Here is a 17,857-nt window from a genome sequence, read left to right as displayed (position 1 = left end):
CCTTTCCAGAAACACCGAGGAACCGGCTTTGCCGGGCCTCTGGTGTTGCCCCCGGTAGGGGGAAGGAGAAGCGACACGAAGTGCGCGCAGCCTGGGGGCGAGCCACGTCCCGCCTGGGGCGAGCCACGCCTTTCAGAACAACCTGACGGGAACCTGATCAATTCACGGGAGTGTCATACGAAGTGCCTAGCTTCGCGGGTTGTCTTCTTCTTCAACCCACGAAAGAAATTGCGCATGACCGCAAACACCCGTTCCGACGAATCCGGAATCGATCTCGACGACATCGGCACCAACCCCACCGCCAACCCCTCGTTCACCGACCTGATCGCCTCGCGCCTGAGCCGACGCCATCTGTTCGGCCTGGGTGTCGGCACTGCAGGCACGGCGCTGCTGCAAGCTTGCGGCGGTGGTGGCGGTGGTGGCGGTGGCGGCACTTCGTTCCCCATCCTGCCCCCGGCACCCGCGCCCGCACCGCCGGCACCGACGCCCGCACCGCCCGCGCAGCAGGCACCGCTCAAACTCAATTTCAATGCCGTGGCCAAGAGCCTGGACGACGTGGTGACCGTTCCCGCCGGCTACACCGCCAGCGTGCTCTATCGCCTGGGCGACCCGATCGCCGCCGGTGTGCCCGCCTACGCCAACGACGGCACCGACGCACCGTCCACCTACGACCGCCGCGCCGGCGACCACCACGACGGCATGACCTTCTTCGGCATCAATGCGTCGAACAAGTGGGACCCGGCCGGCGCATCGCGCGGCCTGCTCGTGATGAACCACGAAGCCATCACGCCGCTGTTCCTGCACCCCGCCGGCCAGACGGTGGTGGGCGGCGTGCGCACCGTCGCCGACGAAGTGCTGCGCGAGTTCTACCTGCACGGCGTGAGCGTGATCGAGGTCAACAAGGTCGGCAATACCTGGACCTACAAGCAGGACTCGAGCTTCAACCGCCGCGTTCACACGCTGACCGAAATGGCCTTCTCGGGCCCGGCCGCCAAGACCGACTACCTGAAGACGAAGTACTCGACCGACGGCAGCAAGACCCGCGGCACGCTCAACAACTGCGCCAACGGCACCACGCCTTGGGGCACCTACTTGACTTGCGAAGAGAACTGGGCCGGCTACTTCCGGCGCATTGCTGCCAACGACGACAAGAACCGCAGCACCAAGGAGAAGGCATCGTTCAGCCGCTACGGCGTGGCCAGCACTGGCCGCGAACTCTGGGCCACCGTCACGCCCGACACCCCCGACGATCTCTACGGCCGCTGGAACACCGAAGTCATCGGCGCCACGGCTACCGATGACTACCGCAACGGCCACAACACCTACGGCTGGGTGGTCGAGATCGATCCCTTCACCCCGTCGAGCATGCCCAAGAAGCGCACCGCCCTCGGCCGCTTCGGCCACGAAGGCGCCTGCCTCGGGCCGGTCGTGGTCGGCAAGCCGCTGGTCTGGTACATGGGCGACGACTCGCGCAACGAGTACATCTACAAGTTCGTCTCCACCAAGAACTGGGACGCGGCCGACATCGGCGGCGGCATCGCTTCGGGTGACAAGTACATGGACGATGGCCGCCTGTACGTGGCCCGCTTCAACGAAGACGGCACCGGCGTCTGGCTCGAACTCAAGCTCGGCGTGAACAACATCACCTCGAGCTACGACAAGTACGCCTTCGCCGATGCGGCCGACGTGGTGACCAACGCCCGCCTGGCCGCCGATGCTGCCGGTGCGACCAAGATGGACCGCCCCGAGTGGACCGCCGTCAACCCGAAGACCGGCGACGTCTACGTGACGCTGACCAACACCAACGCTGCCTCGCGCCCGATCACCAAGACCAGCGCCTCCAATCCGCGCTACTACGACGACAAGACCACCGGCGGCAAGTCGCAGCTGGGCAACCCGAACGGCCACATCGTGCGCTTCGCGGACGACAACGCCGACCCGACCGCGCGGGGCTTCAAGTGGGACGTGTACCTCTTCGCCGCGCGCTCGACGGCCTCGGCCGACGTCAACCTCTCGCAGCTCACGGCCGACAACGACATGTCCAGCCCAGATGGCATGTGGTTCAGCCACGCCGCGCCCGGCCTCCTGTGGCTCCAGACCGACGACGGCGCCTACACCGACGTCACCAACTGCATGCTGCTGGCCGCACTGCCCGGCAAGGTGGGCGACGGCGGCGCCAAGGTGATCACCAACGTCGATGCCGGCACCCCGCGCACGCAGAACACCTTCGTGGGCAAGGCGCCCGGCACCGAAGGCCTCCGCCGCTTCCTGGTCGGCCCGAAGGACTGCGAACTCACCGGCATCGCCGAATCGGGCGACGGTCGCGCGCTGTTCGTGAACATCCAGCACCCGGGCGAAGGCACGAGCGACATCAAGGCGCCGATCAGCCACTGGCCGGACGGCGGCACGTCCCGTCCGCGCTCGGCGACGGTGGTGATCACGAGGAACGACGGCGGCCTGATCGGTCTCTGAGACCTCGCGCATCGTGAGCGGACGCACCGGGACCCGGCCCCTCGCCGGTTCCACGGTGCGTCGGTTCCGCGGATGGTTGGACGAAGCCTTTCGAGCGTCGCGCTCGCAGGCCTTGGTGTGTCATCGCTCTGTCATGCGCGATGCACGGTTTCGTCACGGGCGCCTCTTAAGGTCCACGCTCTGACGGGAGGCTGACTTTCGGCCTCACCGCAACCACCCCACGATCTGCGGAAAACCAATGACTGATTCCAACAAGGCGCCCGTCGCCTCCCGCCGCCACGCCCTCAAACTCCTGGGCGCGGCCCCGATGCTCCCGCTGGGCGGCCTCGCCTTCCTCACCGCCTGCGGTGGTGGTGGCGGCGGCGGCCAGGCATTCCCTCCCATCGTGCTGCCGCCGGCGCCCGCGCCCGCGCCAGGAACGACACCGGCTCCCGCCGCTAACTTCGTCTCTGCCGAATTCACCGGCATGGCCGCGCCGACGCTCGCCGCTGCGGCCAAGATGGCCACCACCACCGTCGAGTCCACGCTCAAGGTCTCGTTCGACAACGGCAGCTCCACCGAATACAAGCTGGCCTACCAGCCTTTCTTCCTGACCGGCGACATGGTGTCCGACGGCAAGGGCAGCCAGATCCTCGCGGGCGGCTATGTCGACATCAACAACAAGCCGATCATCGACGCCTCGGTCGCCGGCAAGGAGCGCCAGTTCTTCTCCGACAGCCCCGATGGCACGTCGCTGCTTGCACTGCCGAATGCCAATGTGGCCGGCGTCAAGGGCAAGCCGGTGTTCGCGGTGGTGCAGTTCGAATACAACACCCGCGACCAGAGCGGCGCCGACACCTACGGCGTGCTGCCGTCCCCGATCGCCGTGCTCACGCTCGACCAGGACCAGGCCACCGGCAAGCTGAGCCTGGTGAAGTACCACAACGTGGACATGTCCAGCGCGCATGGCTTGTGGATCACCTGCGGCGCGAGCCTGTCGCCCTGGAACACCCACCTGTCGAGCGAGGAGTACGAGCCTGATGCATTCGCCGCGGCCGGTTCCTCGGGCGACAAGCAGTTCAAGGCCTACAGCAAGAACGTGTTCGGCGACGAGACAAAGGCCAACCCGTACCACTACGGTCACCTGCCCGAAGTCACGGTGAACCCCGACGGTACCGGCAGCGTCAAGAAGCACTACTGCATGGGCCGGATCTCGCACGAGCTGATCCAGGTCATGCCCGACCAGCGCACCGCCATCATGGGCGACGACTACACCAACGGCGGCTTCTTCATGTTCGTCGCCGACAAGGAAAAGGACCTGTCGGCCGGCACGCTCTACGTCGCGAAGTACGACGCGGGCTACTCGATCAACCCGGCCGCGGCGGCCACCAGGATCACCTGGATCAACCTGGGCCATGCGACCAGCGCCGAGATCGAGAACCTTGCGAACACGCTCAAGGCGGCCGACATCATGGACGTGAAGACGGCGGATCCGACCGACGTGAGCTACACCAAGCTGTTCGCCAACGGCGTGGCCAACTGGGTCAAGCTCCAGCCCGGCATGGAGAAGGCGGCCGCCTTCCTGGAGACCCACCGCTATGCCAACCTCAAGGGCGCCAGCATGGCCTTCACGAAGATGGAGGGCACGACGGTCAACATCAAGGACAAGGTCGCCTACTCCGCGCTGCAGAACATCCAGGACTCGATGGTCAGCGGCGGAAAGGGCTGGTCGGCTGCGACCAACATCGCGCTGCCCAAGAAGCTCAGCGCCGGCGGCGTGATGGCGCACAACCTCGGCGGCGGCCAGAAGGATGCCGACGGCACCGCCATCAACAGCGAATGGGTGCCGATGCAGACCCGCGCGCTGATCGTGGGCGAAGACCTTCCCACCCCCGATGCGCTCGGCAACACCTCCAACCCCAACACGATCGGCAACCCCGACAACCTCAAGTTCTCGGAAAAGATGCGCACGCTGTTCATCGGCGAGGACAGCAGCAGCCACGTCAACAACTTCCTGTGGGCCTACAACGTCGATACGAAGAAGCTTTCGCGCCTCATGTCGATTCCCGCAGGCGGTGAATCGACTGGCCTGCACGCGGTCGACGAGATCAACGGCTGGACTTACATCATGAGCAACTTCCAGCATCCGGGTGACTGGAACAAGGACCTTCACGTCAACGTGCAGTCCACGCTCGATTCGCTGGTGCGCGCGAACTACAGGGATCGCTTCAGCGCCGCTGTGGGCTACCTCACGGCCGATCCGATCCAGCCCAAGCTCGCCAAGTAAGTTCCCGGCGTTTCTTCAGATTCAGGACGGCGCTGCCGGCAACGGCAGCGCCGTCTTGTATCTGACCTGCTTCAACGCAAAGCTCGAGCGGATCTTCTCGATCCCCGGAATCGGCGTGAGCTGCTCCATGATGAACCGCTCCAGCGCCGCCATGTCGGCCACCGCGATGCGGATCAGGTAGTCGCTGTCGCCGGTCATGAGATAGCACTCCATCACCTCGTCGTGCTCGGCGATGCGCTGCTCGAAGTCGGCGAGCGACTGTTTGCTCTGCGTCGTGAGGCTGATCGAGATGAACACATTGAGCCCGAGGCCCAGCGCCTTCGCGCTTGCGAGCGCCACGTAGCGGTCGATCACGCCATTGGCTTCGAGCATCTTCACGCGCGCGAGGCAGGGCGATGGCGAGAGGTGAACGCGGCGCGCAAGCTCCACGTTCGACAGCGCGCCGTCGCGTTGCAGCTCGTCGAGAATGCGCAGGTCGATGGCGTCCAGTTGCATGAAATGCTTCGAAATGAAGAAGTGGCGGCATTTTATGCCGCTATGAGCGCGTGGTATTGCCTGCGCCGGTAGCTAATTTTCCGCGCACCGGCTTAAAGTGCCGTCATGAACGCCCCGATTTCAGCCGACCAGATGCGCGCCCTGTTGCTCGACAGCCCAATGTCGAACGACCCCGATCCCGCGGAGACCGCCGAATGGCGCGATGCCTTCCTGGCGCTCGCGCAAACGCACGGCCCGCAGCGCGCGCGCCAGATGCTGGTCGAGCTGGCCCGTCTCGCGCGGCAGCAGCGCATCGGCTGGCAGCCTGAACTGGCAACGCCATACGTCAACACCATCGCCGCCGAAGACCAGCCGCCGTTTCCGGGCGACCTCGCGGTGGAAGAGCGCCTGGCTTCGCTGATGCGCTGGAACGCGCTCGCGATGGTGGCCAAGGCCAACCAGGCGTACGGCGAACTCGGCGGGCACATCGCGAGCTACGCGAGCGCGGCCGACCTGTTCGAGACCGGCTTCAACCACTTCTTCCATGCGCGCAGCGAGCAGCATCGCGGCGACCTCGTGTTCTTCCAGCCGCACAGTGCGCCCGGTGTCTATGCGCGAGCCTTCCTCGAAGGGCGCCTCAGCGAAGAAGACCTCAAGCACTACCGCCAAGAACTCACCGCGCCGGCCTTCACCGAAGGCAGCGGCGCACGCGGCCTCAGCAGCTATCCGCATCCGTACCTGATGCCGGACTTCTGGCAGTTCCCCACCGGCTCGATGGGCATCGGTCCGATCAGCTCGATCTATCACGCGCGCTTCATGCGCTACCTCACGCACCGCAACCTGCTCAATTGCGAAGGCCGCAAGGTCTGGGGCGTGTTCGGCGACGGCGAGATGGACGAGCCCGAATCGATGAGCGCCTTGACGCTCGCCGCGCGCGAGAAGCTCGACAACCTCGTGTGGGTCGTCAACTGCAACCTGCAGCGCCTCGATGGCCCGGTGCGCGGCAACGGCCGCATCATCGACGAGCTCGAGAAGCTCTTCGCCGGGGCGGGATGGAACGTCGTCAAGCTCGTGTGGGGCAGCGACTGGGACGGTCTCTTCGCGCAGGACGTGAGCGGCGCGCTCGCGCGCGTGTTCGCCAACACCGTCGACGGCCAGATGCAGACCTTCGCCGCGAAGGACGGCCGCTTCAACCGCGACAACTTCTTCGGCCAGAACCCCGAGCTCGCGCGGCTTGCCGAAGGCATGACCGACGAGCAGATCGATCGCCTCAAGCGCGGCGGCCACGACCTTGTAAAGATCCACGCCGCCTACGCCGCGGCCGCCAAGCACAAGGGCCAACCCACCGTGATCCTCGCCCACACCAAGAAGGGCTACGGCATGGGCAGCGCCGCGCAGGGCAAGATGACCACGCACTCGCACAAGAAGATGGGCGATGTGGACCTCATCGAATTCCGCGACCGCTTCAACCTGCCGCTCACCGATGCGCAGGCCACCGCGATGGACTTCTACCGCCCGGCCGAAGACAGCGCCGAGATGCGCTATCTGCGCCAGCACCGCGAATCGCTCGGCGGCGCCATGCCGCGCCGAGAGACTGCCTGCGACGTGGTGCCCAAGCCAGACATCGCAAGCTACGCGCAGTTCGCCACGGCGGCGGCCGGCAAGGAAATGAGCACCACCATGGCGTTCGTGCGCATGCTGGGCAACCTCATGAAGGACAAGGCCCTGGGCCCGCGCATCGTGCCCATCGTGGCCGACGAGGCGCGCACCTTCGGCATGGCGAACCTCTTCAAGCAGGTGGGCATCTATTCGAGCGTGGGCCAGCGCTATGCGCCGGAAGACATCGGCTCGGTGCTGAGCTATCGCGAAGCGACCGACGGGCAGATCCTCGAAGAAGGCATCAGCGAAGCCGGCGCCATCGCGAGCTGGACGGCCGCGGCCACCAGCTACAGCGTGCATGGCCTGGCGATGCTGCCCTTCTACATCTACTACTCGATGTTCGGCTTCCAGCGCGTGGGCGATGCGATCTGGGCCGCGGCCGACCAGCGCGCGCGCGGCTTCCTGCTCGGCGCCACGTCGGGCCGCACCACGCTCGGCGGCGAAGGCCTGCAGCACCAGGACGGCAGCAGCCACCTCGTGGCCGCGACCATCCCGAACTGCAAGGCCTACGACCCGGCCTATGCGGGCGAGATGGCAGTGATCGTCGATGCGGGCATCCGCGAAATGATGGTCGAGCAGAAGGACGTTTTCTATTACGTCACGCTCATGAACGAGAACTACGCGCAGCCCGATGTGCCCGCGGGTGCGGAGGCGGACATCCTGCGTGGGTGCTATCGCTTCGGCACCTATGCGCCGGCCAAGGGCAAGGCGAAGCAGAAGGTCACGCTGATGGGCTCGGGCGCGATCCTTACTGAAGTCGTGAAGGCTGCGCAATTGCTGGCCGATGAAGGCATCGAGGCCGAGGTGTTCAGCGTCACGAGCTGGAGCGAACTCGCGCGCGATGGCCTGGCGTGCGAGCAGCGCGCAATTGCAGGCGAAGAAGAAGACGGCGTGCCCTTCATTGCGCAGCAACTGGGCGCAGGCAAGGCCCCGATCGTCGCCGCCACCGACTACGTGCGCAGCGTGCCCGAGAGCGTGCGCGCCTTCCTGCCCGAAGGCCGCCGCTACGTCACGCTCGGCACCGACGGGTTCGGCCGCAGCGACACGCGCGCCGCGCTGCGCGCGTTCTTCGGCGTGGATGCGGCGAGCATCGCGCGGGCTGCGCGGTACGCGCTGGGCTGAGCTCTAACGGGGGTGTAGTGCGGGCAGCCCTGCGTTAGAGTCGCGCGGTTCATATGACCGCCCGCTTCCAATCCCTCGCCCCCGCCGTCCGCCTGGCCGACCAAGTGGCCGATGCGCTTGCGGCCGAGGTGCGCAGCGGACGCTTGTCCGAAGGCGACCGGCTGCCGACCGAGGCGGTGCTCGCCGAGCAGTTCGGCGTGAGCCGCACCGTGGTGCGCGAAGCGGTCTCGCGGCTCAAGTCGCTGGGGCTCGTGGATTCGCGCCAGGGCAGCGGCGTGTATGTGCGTGCCGCGGGCGTCGAGCCCTTGCGTTTCGAGATGCCGCACGTCGCTTCGCGCGAAGCGGTGATCCAGATGGTCGAACTGCGCCGCGCGCTTGAAGCCGAAGTGGCCGCGCTGGCCGCCGAGCGCCGCACGCCCGAAGACGTTCAACATATCCGCGATGCCATCGACGCGCTGCATGCCGCGGTGGCGGCCGGCGGCAACGGCGCCGACGAAGACGTGCGCTTTCACCGCGCCATCGCCGAGGCGGCGCGCAACCCGTTCCTGATCGGCACGCTGCAGTACCTGCGACAGTTTTTGCACGGCGCCACGCGCGTCACCCGCGCCAACGAGGCGCGCCGTGCGGACTTCGCGCGCGAGGTTGCGCAAGAGCATGCGCAGATCGTCGAAGCCATCGAGGCTGGCGATGCGCTGCGCGCCCGCGAGGCCGCCAAGTCCCACATGGACAACGCGATCCGCCGCATCGAGCAGGCCGATCCGGCCTTCTGGCAGCAGGAGGGCGCGCAGCTCGCGCGGCCGCTGGTCGAGGGCTGGCCGGCAGGCAAGTAAGAAGGAAACGAGGTGCGGCTCGAGGGTTTACCCGGGTCGGTCAACTTGTCTTGAATTTGTATGATGACCTGACAAATCAAGAGGTGACCGCGCTGCATGGCGGCGGGGCAACCTCGTTCGAACGGAGCAACAACCATGACAGACACCTCCAACATTCCCTCGATCATCGGCCTCGTCGGGCTCGGCGCCATGGGCAGCGGCATGGCGCAATCGCTGCGCCGTGCGGGCCATGCGCCGCATGTGTTCGACGTGCGCCCCGGCGTTGCCGAAGCGTTCGCGCGAGATGGCGGCACGGCGTGCGACACGCTGGCCGCGCTCGGTGCGCAGTGCGACATCGTGGTCAGCGTCGTCGTCAACGCGGCGCAGACCGAGTCCGTGCTGTTCGGCGACGGCACCACGCCCGGTTGCGCGGCGTCGATGAAGCCTGGCAGCCTCTTCGTGATGTGTTCGACTGTCGATCCGAACTGGTCGGTCGCGCTCGAAGCGCGCCTCGCGGCACAGGGCATCCTGTACCTCGACGCGCCGATCTCCGGAGGCGCCGCCAAGGCCGCGAGCGGCCAGATGACGATGATGACCGCCGGCACGCCTGCCGCCTACGCCAAGGCGGGCGGCATGCTCGACGCGATGGCCGCCAAGGTCTACCGCCTCGGCGATTCGGCGGGAGCGGGCAGCAAGGTGAAGGTCATCAACCAGTTGCTGGCCGGCGTGCACATCGCCGCGGCGGCCGAGGCGATGGCGCTGGGCCTGCGCGAAGGGGTGGACCCCGACGCGCTCTACGACGTCATCACGCACAGCGCGGGCAACAGCTGGATGTTCGAGAACCGCATGGCCCACGTGCTCGCGGGCGACTACACGCCGCTTTCTGCCGTCGATATCTTCGTGAAGGACCTGGGCCTCGTGCTCGACGTGGCGCGAGCGAGCAAGTTTCCGCTGCCGCTCTCGTCCACCGCGCACCAGATGTTCATGCAGGCATCGACCGCCGGCTTCGCACGCGAAGACGACAGTGCGGTCATCAAGATCTTTCCCGGCATCGAACTGCCGGGAGCCAAAGGAAAAGCGCCATGAGCAAGTTGCTGCTCGGCTGCATCGCCGACGATTTCACCGGCGCGACCGATCTCGCCAACAACCTCGTGCGTGCGGGCATGCGCGTGGTGCAGGCCATCGGCGTTCCGGCCACGCCGCTCGATGCGGAGGTCGATGCCGTCGTGGTCGCGCTCAAGTCGCGCACCATCGCGCCGGCCGAGGCCATCGCGCAATCGCTCGACGCGCTGCGCTGGCTGCAGGCGCAGGGCGCGCGGCAGATCTACTTCAAGTACTGCTCCACCTTCGACAGCACACCGCAAGGCAACATCGGCCCGGTCACCGAAGCGCTGATGGACGCGCTGAACTGCGACTTCACCATCGCCACGCCCGCCTTCCCCGACAACAAGCGCACCGTCTTCAAGGGCTACCTGTTCGCGGGCGACGTGCTGCTCAACGAGAGCGGCATGCGGAACCATCCGCTCACGCCGATGACCGATGCGAACCTCGTGCGCGTGCTGCAAGCGCAGTGCACGCGCAAGGTGGGGCTGATCGATCACACGGTGGTGGCGCGCGGCGATGCGGCCATCACCGAGCGCATCGCGCAACTCAAGGGCGAAGGAGTTTCGATCGCGATAGTCGATGCGGTGTCCAACGACGACCTGCTGCGCCTCGGCCCGGCGCTCGCGAAGATGCCGCTGGTCACTGCCGGGTCGGGTGTGGCCATCGGATTGCCGGCCAACTTCGGGCTCTCGCCTTCCTCGCAAGCCAGCGCGTTGCCGCCCGCGGGCGGGCTGCGCGCGGTGGTGTCGGGCAGTTGCTCGCTCGCCACCAACCGGCAGGTGCTCGACTTCATCCAGCGCGGCGGCGCGGCGCTGGCGGTCGATCCGCTGCGCATCGCGGCGGGGGTCGATGTCGCGGCCGAAGCGCTGGCATGGGCCGCGCCGCTCGTCGCCAGGCAACCGGTGCTGGTCTACTCCACCGCCGAGGCCGGCGCCGTGAAGTCGGTGCAGGGCAAGCTCGGTGTCGAGGAAGCGGGCGCGATGGTCGAGCGCACCATCGCCGCCATCGCGCGCGGCCTGGTCGACAAGGGCGTGCGCCAACTGGTCGTTGCAGGTGGCGAAACCTCGGGCGCGTGCGTGCAGGCACTGGGCATCGCGCAGATGCAGATCGGCCCGCAGATCGACCCCGGCGTGCCGTGGTGCCATGCGCGCGCCGAAGCAGCGGAGGGCGCGGGCGTGCACATCGCGCTCAAGTCCGGCAACTTCGGCGGCGACGATTTCTTCACCAAGGCCTTTACAGTGCTGGCATGACCGAGAACCAAGCACGCGAAGAAATCTGCCGTGTCGGCCGCAGCCTGTTCGAGCGCGGCTATGTGCATGCGACGGCGGGCAACATCAGCGTGCGGCTCAATGACGATGGCTTCCTCATCACGCCGACCGATGCGTGCCTCGGGTTTCTCGATCCGGCGCGGCTCGCGCGGCTCGATGCGGATGGCAAGCAGACGGGCGGCGACCGCGCCAGCAAGACCATCGCGCTGCACACGCGCATCTACGCGGCCGCGCGCAAGTTCGATGCGCAGACCGCCTGCGTCATCCACACGCACAGCACGCATTGCGTCGCGCTCACGCTGAATGCCCAGGGCGACGAACTGCTGCCCGCGCTCACGCCGTATTTCGTGATGAAGGTCGGCCATGTGCCGCTCATTCCGTACCACCGCCCCGGCGCGCCGGAAGCGGCAGAGAAGGTGGCTCAAGCCATCGAGCGCTTCGGCGCCGCGGGCACGCCCCTTCGCGCCGTGATGCTCGAACGCCTCGGCCCCAACGTGTGGCACGAGACGCCGGCCGCCGCCATGGCCGTGCTCGAGGAACTCGAAGAAACCGCCAGGCTCCAGATGCTCACGAATGCCGCAAGGCCGTCGCCGCTGGATGCCTCACAGATCGATGAACTGCGCACCACCTTCGGTGCGCGCTGGTAGCAGAAACAAGCCATGCCCCAATTCGCAGCCAACCTCTCGATGCTCTATCCGGAGCTCGACTTCCTCGACCGCTTCGATGCCGCCGCCAAAGACGGCTTCAAGGCCGTCGAGTACCTCTTCCCCTATGCGTTCGCGAAGGAAGACATCGTCGCGCGCCTGAAGCACAACGGCCTGCAGCAGGTGCTCTTCAACGGCCCGCCCGGCAACTGGGAGGGCGGCGAGCGCGGCCTCGCGTGCCTGCCCGGCCGGGATGCCGAATTCCGCGAAGGCATCGCGAAAGCCATCGACTACGCCGTGGCCCTTGACTGCCCGCGCATCCACGTCATGGCCGGCCTCGTGCCGCAAGACCTGCAGCGCGATGCCGTGCGGCCCGTGTACCTCGACAACCTGCGCTTTGCGGCACAAGAGGCCGCGAAGGCCGGGCGCGACGTGCTGATCGAGCCGATCAACACGCGCGACATCCCAGGCTTCTTCCTGAATCGGCAAGACGATGCGCACGACATCGTCGAGACCGTCGGTGCATCGAATCTCAAGGTGCAGATGGACCTGTACCACTGCCAGATCGTCGAAGGCGACGTGGCGATGAAGATCCGCAAGTACCTGCCGACCGGCCGCGTCGGCCACCTGCAGATCGCCGGTGTGCCCGAGCGGCATGAGCCCGACATCGGCGAGCAGAACTATGGCTATCTCTTCGACGTGATCGATGAAGTGTCGAAGCAAAGCGGCTGGCAGGGCTGGGTCGGCTGCGAGTACCGTCCCAGGCGCGGCTCGGAGCCCGGCGGCACGTCGGCCGGCCTGGGCTGGCTGCGCGCACTGCAACAACGCGCATGAAGCTCGAAGCGCTGCGCATCCCGGCGCCACTGCGCGGCTTCGCGGCGGGCGGTGCGCAGGTCTTCGACGTCACGCTCGATGGCGACAAGGTCGCGGCCATCGTGCCCAGTGCCTCGCAGACGCAAGCGCGCGGCACGCTGCTGAGCGGGCTGGTCGAAGCCCATGCGCACATCGACAAGAACTACACCGTGCAGGAAGTGGGCGCGGCACAGGGCAACCTGTTCGCGGCCATCGAGCGCATGGAAAAGCACCGCGCCGGCTGGACCGGCGAAACGCTGCGCCTGCGCATGGAGCGCGCGCTGCATGACGCGTGGCAATCGGGCACCCGCGCGCTGCGCACACACATCGACTGGGTGCAGCCCGAGCCGCCGGCCGCGCTGGCCGTGTTCGAAGCGCTGCGCGAGGAATGGCGCGACCGCGTCGAACTGCAGTTCGTCTCGCTCACGCCGCTCGACGTGTTCGCGGACCTCGCGGCAGGCGAGCGCATTGCCGCTGAAGTCAAGCGCGCGGGCGGCGTGCTCGGCGCCTTCGTCTACCGCAACGAAGGCATCGTCCACAAGTTGGGCCGCGTGTTCGATCTCGCGCAGCAGCATGGCCTCGGCCTCGACTTCCATGTCGACGAAGGGCTCGATGCCGAGGCCACGGGCCTGCGCAGCATCGCCCAACTGGTGCGTGCGCGCGACTTCAAGCAGGGCGTCGTCTGCGGCCATTGCTGTTCGCTCTCGGTGCAGGACGACGCCGTCGCCAACGAAACGCTCGCGCTGTGCGCAGGGGCCGGCATCCACATCGTCGCGCTGCCCACCACCAACCTCTATCTGCAAGGCGCCTGGGACCGCACCCCCGTGCCGCGCGGCATCACGCGCATCCACGAAGCAGCGGCACGGGGCTTGCGTGCGAGCTTGGCAACGGACAACGTGCAGGACGCCTTCTATCCCTACGGCAGCTACGATCTTCTGGAGACCTTCGGCCTCGGCGTGCAGATGGCGCACCTCGCGCCCGCGGGCGACTGGCTCGATGCGATCACCGTCAGCCCCGCGAAGGCGCTCGGCCTCGCGTGGGACGGCCGCATCGCGCCGGGCTGCCCCGCGGACCTGGTGCTGCTCGCGGCGACTGACGAGCATGAGCTCATCGGGCCGCGCGGACGCGAACGCACTGTGATCCGTGCCGGTCGAATTCTGGAGAAATCACTATGAGCATGGGCAAGCCAATGGCCAACTACGCCGCCGCGAAACGCGTCGGCGATTTCGTCTTCATGAGCGGCGTGGTCGCGGTCGATCCGGCCAAGCGCCGCGCCGTCGCGGGTTACGACGACATCCCCGAAGAAGCCCGCACCGCCCTGCAGGGCGTGGGCTACGCCACCGGCCAGATGTCGGTCGATGTGTTCGAAGCCGCCATCGTCGCGCAGAGCTGGTTCGTGCTGGAGCGCATCCGCCAGATCGCCGCCGAGCATGGCGGCACGATGGACGATGTGGTCAAGCTGGTGCAGTACTTCCGCCACCTGCCGCACTACGCGTTCTACAACCGCGTGCGCGGCCTCTTCTATCCGGGCGAGCCGCCGGTGAGCACGGTGGTCGAGGTGTCGCGTTTCCTGCCGGGGGACGAGGTGCTGGTCGAAGTCGAAGCCACGATGTACCTGCCGAAATAAGCTCGCCCCCAGGCTTCGCGCACTTCGTGTCGCTTCTCCTTCCCCCTACCGGGGCAACACCTGCGGTCCGGCAAAGCCGGTCCCGCGGTGTTTCGCGAAGAAGCCGTAGCGGGACTTACTTGACGCCTGCGCCCTTGAGCAGGAAATCCGTCACCTGCTCGATCAGGTAGCGCCGGTCCTTGTCGTCGCCGTCCTGCGCGACGTTGCGGAAGTAGGCGGCCTGTGTCGCATGGTCCGCATAGAACTGCGTGACCGCCCAGATGTGGAACAGCACCAGCATCGGGTCGGCCTCTTCCATCAGCCCCTGGTTCATCCAGTTCTGGATCACGGCGGCCGCTTGGTCGGTGCGCGCCTTGCTCGTGTCCATCATGGTGTTGAGCACCGGCGCGCCGCGCATCATCTCGGCGGTGAAGATGCGCGAGCGCAGTGGATGCTGGAACGAGAACACCATCTTGCGATGGATCAGATCGCTCAGCACCTTGCGCGGCCCGAAGGCCTCGTCGCTGAAGCCGAACACTACGATCCAGTCGTTCAGGATGTCCTGCAGCACCAGCCGGTAGAGCGCTTCCTTGCTGTCGATGTAATAGTGCAGCTGCGCCTTCGAGAGCCCGGCCTTGTCGGCGATGGCCTGCGTGGTTGCACCGGCCAGGCCCTCGCTCGCGAACACCTCGATGGCGGCCTGGTAGATCACGCCCAGCACCTGCGTGTACTTGCGCGACCGGCCGCGCGTGGCCGGCGCTTCGCTGTCGCTCTCGATGCCTTTCTCTTCCACGCTCACAGCTGCAGCACCAGTTCGAGGCCCTTGGCGCGCGAGCAGCACAGCGCCACCTTGCTGCGCCGTTCGGTGCCGGTGAGGCAGAAGTCGCGGTGCTCGGCGGCCTCTCCGTCGCCCTCGACCACGCAGGTGCCGCACAAGCCTTGCTGGCAGGACACGGGAATGTCGATGCCGACTTCGTGCAGCGCATCGACGGCCGTCTGGTCCGCCGCGACCGGCACCGTGATGCCGCGCTGCGCGAGCTTCAGCGTGAAGGGCAGGCCGGTGGTCGTGTTGGCATCGGTCGGCGCGGCGAAGTACTCGGTGTGCAGCGCGTCTTCGGGCCAGTGCGCAGCCGCGTCACGCACCGCCTTCATGAAGCCGCCGGGGCCGCAGACGTAGAGGTGCGTGTCGGGTGCGCGATCGGCCAGCAATGCCTGCAGGTCGATGCGTTGCGATGCATCGCCCTGGTCGAGGTGCAGACGCAGATGCGGCGCGAGCGCGGGGTCGCGCAGCGCATCGGCAAACGCCAGGTGCTCTTCGCTGCGCGCGAACACGCACAGCGTGAACGACGCGCCGCGCGCCGCGAGCGCCTGCGCCATCGCGAGCAGCGGCGTCATGCCGATGCCACCTGCCATCAACAAGTGATGCGCGGCCTCTTCGCGCAGCGGGAAGGTGTTGCGCGGCGTGCTGATCGCGATCAGGTCGCCCTCGCGCACGCGCTCGTGCATCGAGGCCGATCCGCCGCGGCTCGCAAGCTCGCGCTTCACCCCGATCACATAAGACGGCGCATTCGACGGCGCACCCGACCATCGTGCGAGCGAGTACTGCCGCGAGAACCCACCCGGCATGTGCACATCGATGTGCGCTCCCGCCTCGTACCCCGGCAGCGCGCGCCCCCATGGATGCGCCAGCTCGAAGGCCAGGATCTCCGGCGTCTCGCGCGAGATGCGTTCGACGCGGACGGTCAGCGTGCGTTCGAGGCTCATGGTCTGGGTTCTCCCTGCTTTCTTCAGATGTTCTGCAGCTTGCGCGAAACGCGCTCGATGAAATGCGTGCGGTCGCGCTCGGTGACGGCGTTCATGTCGTGCAGCTGCAGCCACGTCACCTTGCAGCGCCAGGCGAACAGCGCGCGCAGACCTCGCGTGAACAACCGCCTGCAGGGGTCACCGATCACCTTCAGGAACCAGCGCGGCGAACCGCCCGTGGTCACCACCGTGAGCCGCCGGATGTGGCGCATGCCCGACTTCGTGAGCTGGCCCTTGCGCTCGGCCGGCAGGAAGGCCACGCCCGGCAGCCAGACCCGCTCCAGCCAGCCCTTGAGCATGGACGGCGGCCCATAGAACCAGATGGGGAACACGAACACCAGGTGTTCGGCCCACAGCAGCGCTTCGACATGTGGCTTCACACGTTCGCGGATGAGGTCGGGGTTGTCGATGTAGGCGATGCGCTCTTCGCGGGTGAGCGTCGGATCGAAGCCCTCGGCGTAGAGGTCGATGGCGCGGACGGTATGCCGCTGTTCGAGCGCTTCGAGGGCGGTGCGGTAGAGCGCGTGGTTGAAGCTGTCAGGGTTCGGATGGCAGTGGACGACTAGCGTTTTCATGTGGAGGGCCGCATCGCCTGTCGGCGAGACGGGGTCAGAGCCCAAGGGATCAAAGGCCGCGCGGTGCCTTATGGCAACCCAGGCGCCGGCATCTGACCCCGGCGCAAGCCCCGCGCGACCCACGGGAAAAATCGAAAGTGTTCTTACTTGCCGGTGAGCTTCTTGCGGACGTCGACACCGACGCCCTTGTTCACGAACTGCGTGGTCACGACCTTCGACAGATCGACCTCGCCCGTCTTGTAGAGGCCGGCCTTGACCATCTTGTCGTAGAAGTCCTTCACGCGGGCTTCGTCCATCGCGCCGATGCCCTTGGTGAGCGAATCGCCGCTGTCCACGATGCCCATCTTCTTGATCAGCTCGATGGAGCCCTGCAACGCAGCCACGGGCGAATCGGGGTTGATCTTGGCGATCATCTCGTTGGCGGCCTTGTTGTCGCCGTAGAGGTAGTTGTTCCAGCCGATGATCGAGGCCTCGACGAACTTGCGCACCGTCTCGGGCTTGGTCTTGATGAGGTCCGCGCGCGTCTCGATGGTGGTCGAGTAGGTCGAGAAGCCGTTGTCCGCCAGCAGTTGCACCACCGGATCGAACCCGGCCTGCGCCTTGATCGACAGCGGCTCCGAAATCGCATAGCCCTGCTGGATCGACTTCTTGTCCGCGAGGAACGGGCCGACGTTGAAGGTGTAGGGCTTGAGCTGCGAATCCTTGAAGCCGTGCTCCGACTTCATCCACTGCCAGAAGCTGAACTGGCCGTCCTTGCCGATGAAGGCGACGGGCGCTTTGGTCATGTCCTTGAAGGTGTCGAAGCCCTGGCCCGGGTGCGCGAACATGGCCTGCGGGTCCTTCTGGAAGAAGGCCGCGACCACCACCGTGGGCACGCCGTTCTTCACGTTGTCGAAGGACTGCAGCAGGTTGCCGGTCATGAGGAAGTCGACCTTGCCGGCCGGCAGCATTGGCCGGTTGTTGACCATCGGTCCGCCCTGTTGGATGTCGACATCGAGGCCGTACTTCTTGTACGTGCCATCCACCAGCGCCTGGTAGAAGCCGCCGTGGCCGGCCTGCGCCTTCCAGTTGGTGGCGAACACCACTTTTTCCTGCGCCTGCACGGCGAAGGCGGCGCCAGCGAGAGCCAAGCCGAAGGCAAGCGGTCGGAGATTGAAAGCGGGGATGCGCATGGGGACGGACTCCTGTGGAGGTTTTGAAAAG

General features: G+C 66.7%; 15 protein-coding genes. 10 read left to right on the top strand and 5 right to left on the bottom strand.

All coding sequences use genetic code 11. The annotated features are described in order from the left end of the window. The first annotated feature begins 234 nt into the window (after positions 1–234). Positions 235–2,472 (top strand): PhoX family phosphatase, encoded by a 2,238-nt coding sequence (locus tag QFZ83_RS27885; protein ID WP_307511629.1) that lies wholly within the window; start codon positions 235–237, stop codon positions 2,470–2,472. Positions 2,473–2,710: 238 nt separating this feature from the next. Further along, the gene (locus tag QFZ83_RS27880) at positions 2,711–4,738 is read left to right on the top strand and encodes a PhoX family phosphatase (protein ID WP_307511627.1); all 2,028 of its coding nucleotides are present in this window, start codon (positions 2,711–2,713) and stop codon (positions 4,736–4,738) included. A gap of 21 nt (positions 4,739–4,759) precedes the next feature. Here QFZ83_RS27880 and QFZ83_RS27875 read toward each other — a convergent pair whose 3' ends face one another. Continuing rightward, complete coding sequence (locus tag QFZ83_RS27875; RefSeq protein WP_013544210.1) at positions 4,760–5,233, bottom strand: Lrp/AsnC family transcriptional regulator; 474 nt, start codon at positions 5,231–5,233, stop codon at positions 4,760–4,762. Between the two features lie 105 nt (positions 5,234–5,338). Here QFZ83_RS27875 and mdeB point away from each other — a divergent pair, with 105 nt between their 5' ends. From mdeB to QFZ83_RS27835, 8 genes are all read left to right on the top strand, one after another. Beyond that, the gene (mdeB, locus tag QFZ83_RS27870; protein ID WP_307511625.1) at positions 5,339–7,993 is read left to right on the top strand and encodes an alpha-ketoglutarate dehydrogenase; all 2,655 of its coding nucleotides are present in this window, start codon (positions 5,339–5,341) and stop codon (positions 7,991–7,993) included. Positions 7,994–8,046: 53 nt separating this feature from the next. Continuing rightward, positions 8,047–8,823, top strand: coding sequence for a FadR/GntR family transcriptional regulator (locus tag QFZ83_RS27865; protein ID WP_307511623.1), 777 nt, complete (start codon positions 8,047–8,049; stop codon positions 8,821–8,823). Between the two features lie 135 nt (positions 8,824–8,958). Continuing rightward, positions 8,959–9,888: an L-threonate dehydrogenase gene (gene ltnD / locus QFZ83_RS27860; RefSeq protein WP_307511621.1), complete on the top strand. Its 930-nt coding sequence runs from the start codon at positions 8,959–8,961 to the stop codon at positions 9,886–9,888. Then, positions 9,885–11,156, top strand: a complete 1,272-nt coding sequence (otnK, locus tag QFZ83_RS27855) for a 3-oxo-tetronate kinase (RefSeq protein ID WP_307511619.1) — start codon at positions 9,885–9,887, stop codon at positions 11,154–11,156. The genes ltnD and otnK overlap by 4 nt, the downstream gene beginning before the upstream one ends. Beyond that, positions 11,153–11,821, top strand: coding sequence for an aldolase (locus tag QFZ83_RS27850; RefSeq protein ID WP_307511617.1), 669 nt, complete (start codon positions 11,153–11,155; stop codon positions 11,819–11,821). Before otnK ends, QFZ83_RS27850 begins: the two co-directional genes overlap by 4 nt. A 12-nt stretch (positions 11,822–11,833) precedes the next feature. After that, positions 11,834–12,652 carry a 2-oxo-tetronate isomerase gene (otnI, locus tag QFZ83_RS27845; protein ID WP_307511615.1) on the top strand — a complete coding sequence of 273 codons (819 nt, stop codon included), beginning with the start codon at positions 11,834–11,836 and terminating at the stop codon, positions 12,650–12,652. Further along, positions 12,649–13,845: an amidohydrolase family protein gene (locus QFZ83_RS27840; protein ID WP_307511613.1), complete on the top strand. Its 1,197-nt coding sequence runs from the start codon at positions 12,649–12,651 to the stop codon at positions 13,843–13,845. Before otnI ends, QFZ83_RS27840 begins: the two co-directional genes overlap by 4 nt. Continuing rightward, positions 13,842–14,297, top strand: coding sequence for a RidA family protein (locus QFZ83_RS27835; protein WP_306881201.1), 456 nt, complete (start codon positions 13,842–13,844; stop codon positions 14,295–14,297). Before QFZ83_RS27840 ends, QFZ83_RS27835 begins: the two co-directional genes overlap by 4 nt. A gap of 115 nt (positions 14,298–14,412) precedes the next feature. Here the strand turns inward: QFZ83_RS27835 and QFZ83_RS27830 are convergent, their stop codons facing one another. From QFZ83_RS27830 to QFZ83_RS27815, 4 genes are all read right to left on the bottom strand, one after another. Beyond that, positions 14,413–15,069, bottom strand: a complete 657-nt coding sequence (locus tag QFZ83_RS27830; protein WP_307511611.1) for a TetR family transcriptional regulator C-terminal domain-containing protein — start codon at positions 15,067–15,069, stop codon at positions 14,413–14,415. Between the two features lie 2 nt (positions 15,070–15,071). Then, a complete protein-coding gene (locus QFZ83_RS27825; protein WP_307511609.1) occupies positions 15,072–16,040 on the bottom strand; it encodes a PDR/VanB family oxidoreductase in 969 nt (322 codons plus the stop codon). A 23-nt stretch (positions 16,041–16,063) separates the two neighbouring features. Next, a complete protein-coding gene (locus tag QFZ83_RS27820) occupies positions 16,064–16,654 on the bottom strand; it encodes an NAD(P)H-dependent oxidoreductase (RefSeq protein ID WP_306881198.1) in 591 nt (196 codons plus the stop codon). 143 nt (positions 16,655–16,797) lie between these two features. Continuing rightward, positions 16,798–17,826 (bottom strand): ABC transporter substrate-binding protein, encoded by a 1,029-nt coding sequence (locus QFZ83_RS27815; RefSeq protein WP_307511606.1) that lies wholly within the window; start codon positions 17,824–17,826, stop codon positions 16,798–16,800. Positions 17,827–17,857 lie beyond the last annotated feature (31 nt).

This window comes from Variovorax sp. W1I1 (assembly GCF_030815625.1).
In the GTDB taxonomy this organism is placed as follows: domain Bacteria; phylum Pseudomonadota; class Gammaproteobacteria; order Burkholderiales; family Burkholderiaceae_C; genus Variovorax; species Variovorax paradoxus_C.
The sequence above is the reverse complement of the archived record's forward strand: the minus strand, read 5'-3'. Positions and strand labels throughout refer to the sequence as shown.

Excerpts from the sequence above, each read along its gene's own strand:
- QFZ83_RS27885 (WP_307511629.1), top strand. The coding sequence starts at position 235 with ATGACCGCAAACACCCGTTCCGACGAATCCGGAATCGATCTCGACGAC.
- QFZ83_RS27880 (WP_307511627.1), top strand. The coding sequence starts at position 2,711 with ATGACTGATTCCAACAAGGCGCCCGTCGCCTCCCGCCGCCACGCCCTC.
- QFZ83_RS27875 (WP_013544210.1), bottom strand. The coding sequence starts at position 5,233 with ATGCAACTGGACGCCATCGACCTGCGCATTCTCGACGAGCTGCAACGC.
- mdeB (WP_307511625.1), top strand. The coding sequence starts at position 5,339 with ATGAACGCCCCGATTTCAGCCGACCAGATGCGCGCCCTGTTGCTCGAC.
- QFZ83_RS27865 (WP_307511623.1), top strand. The coding sequence starts at position 8,047 with ATGACCGCCCGCTTCCAATCCCTCGCCCCCGCCGTCCGCCTGGCCGAC.
- ltnD (WP_307511621.1), top strand. The coding sequence starts at position 8,959 with ATGACAGACACCTCCAACATTCCCTCGATCATCGGCCTCGTCGGGCTC.
- otnK (WP_307511619.1), top strand. The coding sequence starts at position 9,885 with ATGAGCAAGTTGCTGCTCGGCTGCATCGCCGACGATTTCACCGGCGCG.
- QFZ83_RS27850 (WP_307511617.1), top strand. The coding sequence starts at position 11,153 with ATGACCGAGAACCAAGCACGCGAAGAAATCTGCCGTGTCGGCCGCAGC.
- otnI (WP_307511615.1), top strand. The coding sequence starts at position 11,834 with ATGCCCCAATTCGCAGCCAACCTCTCGATGCTCTATCCGGAGCTCGAC.
- QFZ83_RS27840 (WP_307511613.1), top strand. The coding sequence starts at position 12,649 with ATGAAGCTCGAAGCGCTGCGCATCCCGGCGCCACTGCGCGGCTTCGCG.
- QFZ83_RS27835 (WP_306881201.1), top strand. The coding sequence starts at position 13,842 with ATGAGCATGGGCAAGCCAATGGCCAACTACGCCGCCGCGAAACGCGTC.
- QFZ83_RS27825 (WP_307511609.1), bottom strand. The coding sequence starts at position 16,040 with ATGAGCCTCGAACGCACGCTGACCGTCCGCGTCGAACGCATCTCGCGC.
- QFZ83_RS27820 (WP_306881198.1), bottom strand. The coding sequence starts at position 16,654 with ATGAAAACGCTAGTCGTCCACTGCCATCCGAACCCTGACAGCTTCAAC.
- QFZ83_RS27815 (WP_307511606.1), bottom strand. The coding sequence starts at position 17,826 with ATGCGCATCCCCGCTTTCAATCTCCGACCGCTTGCCTTCGGCTTGGCT.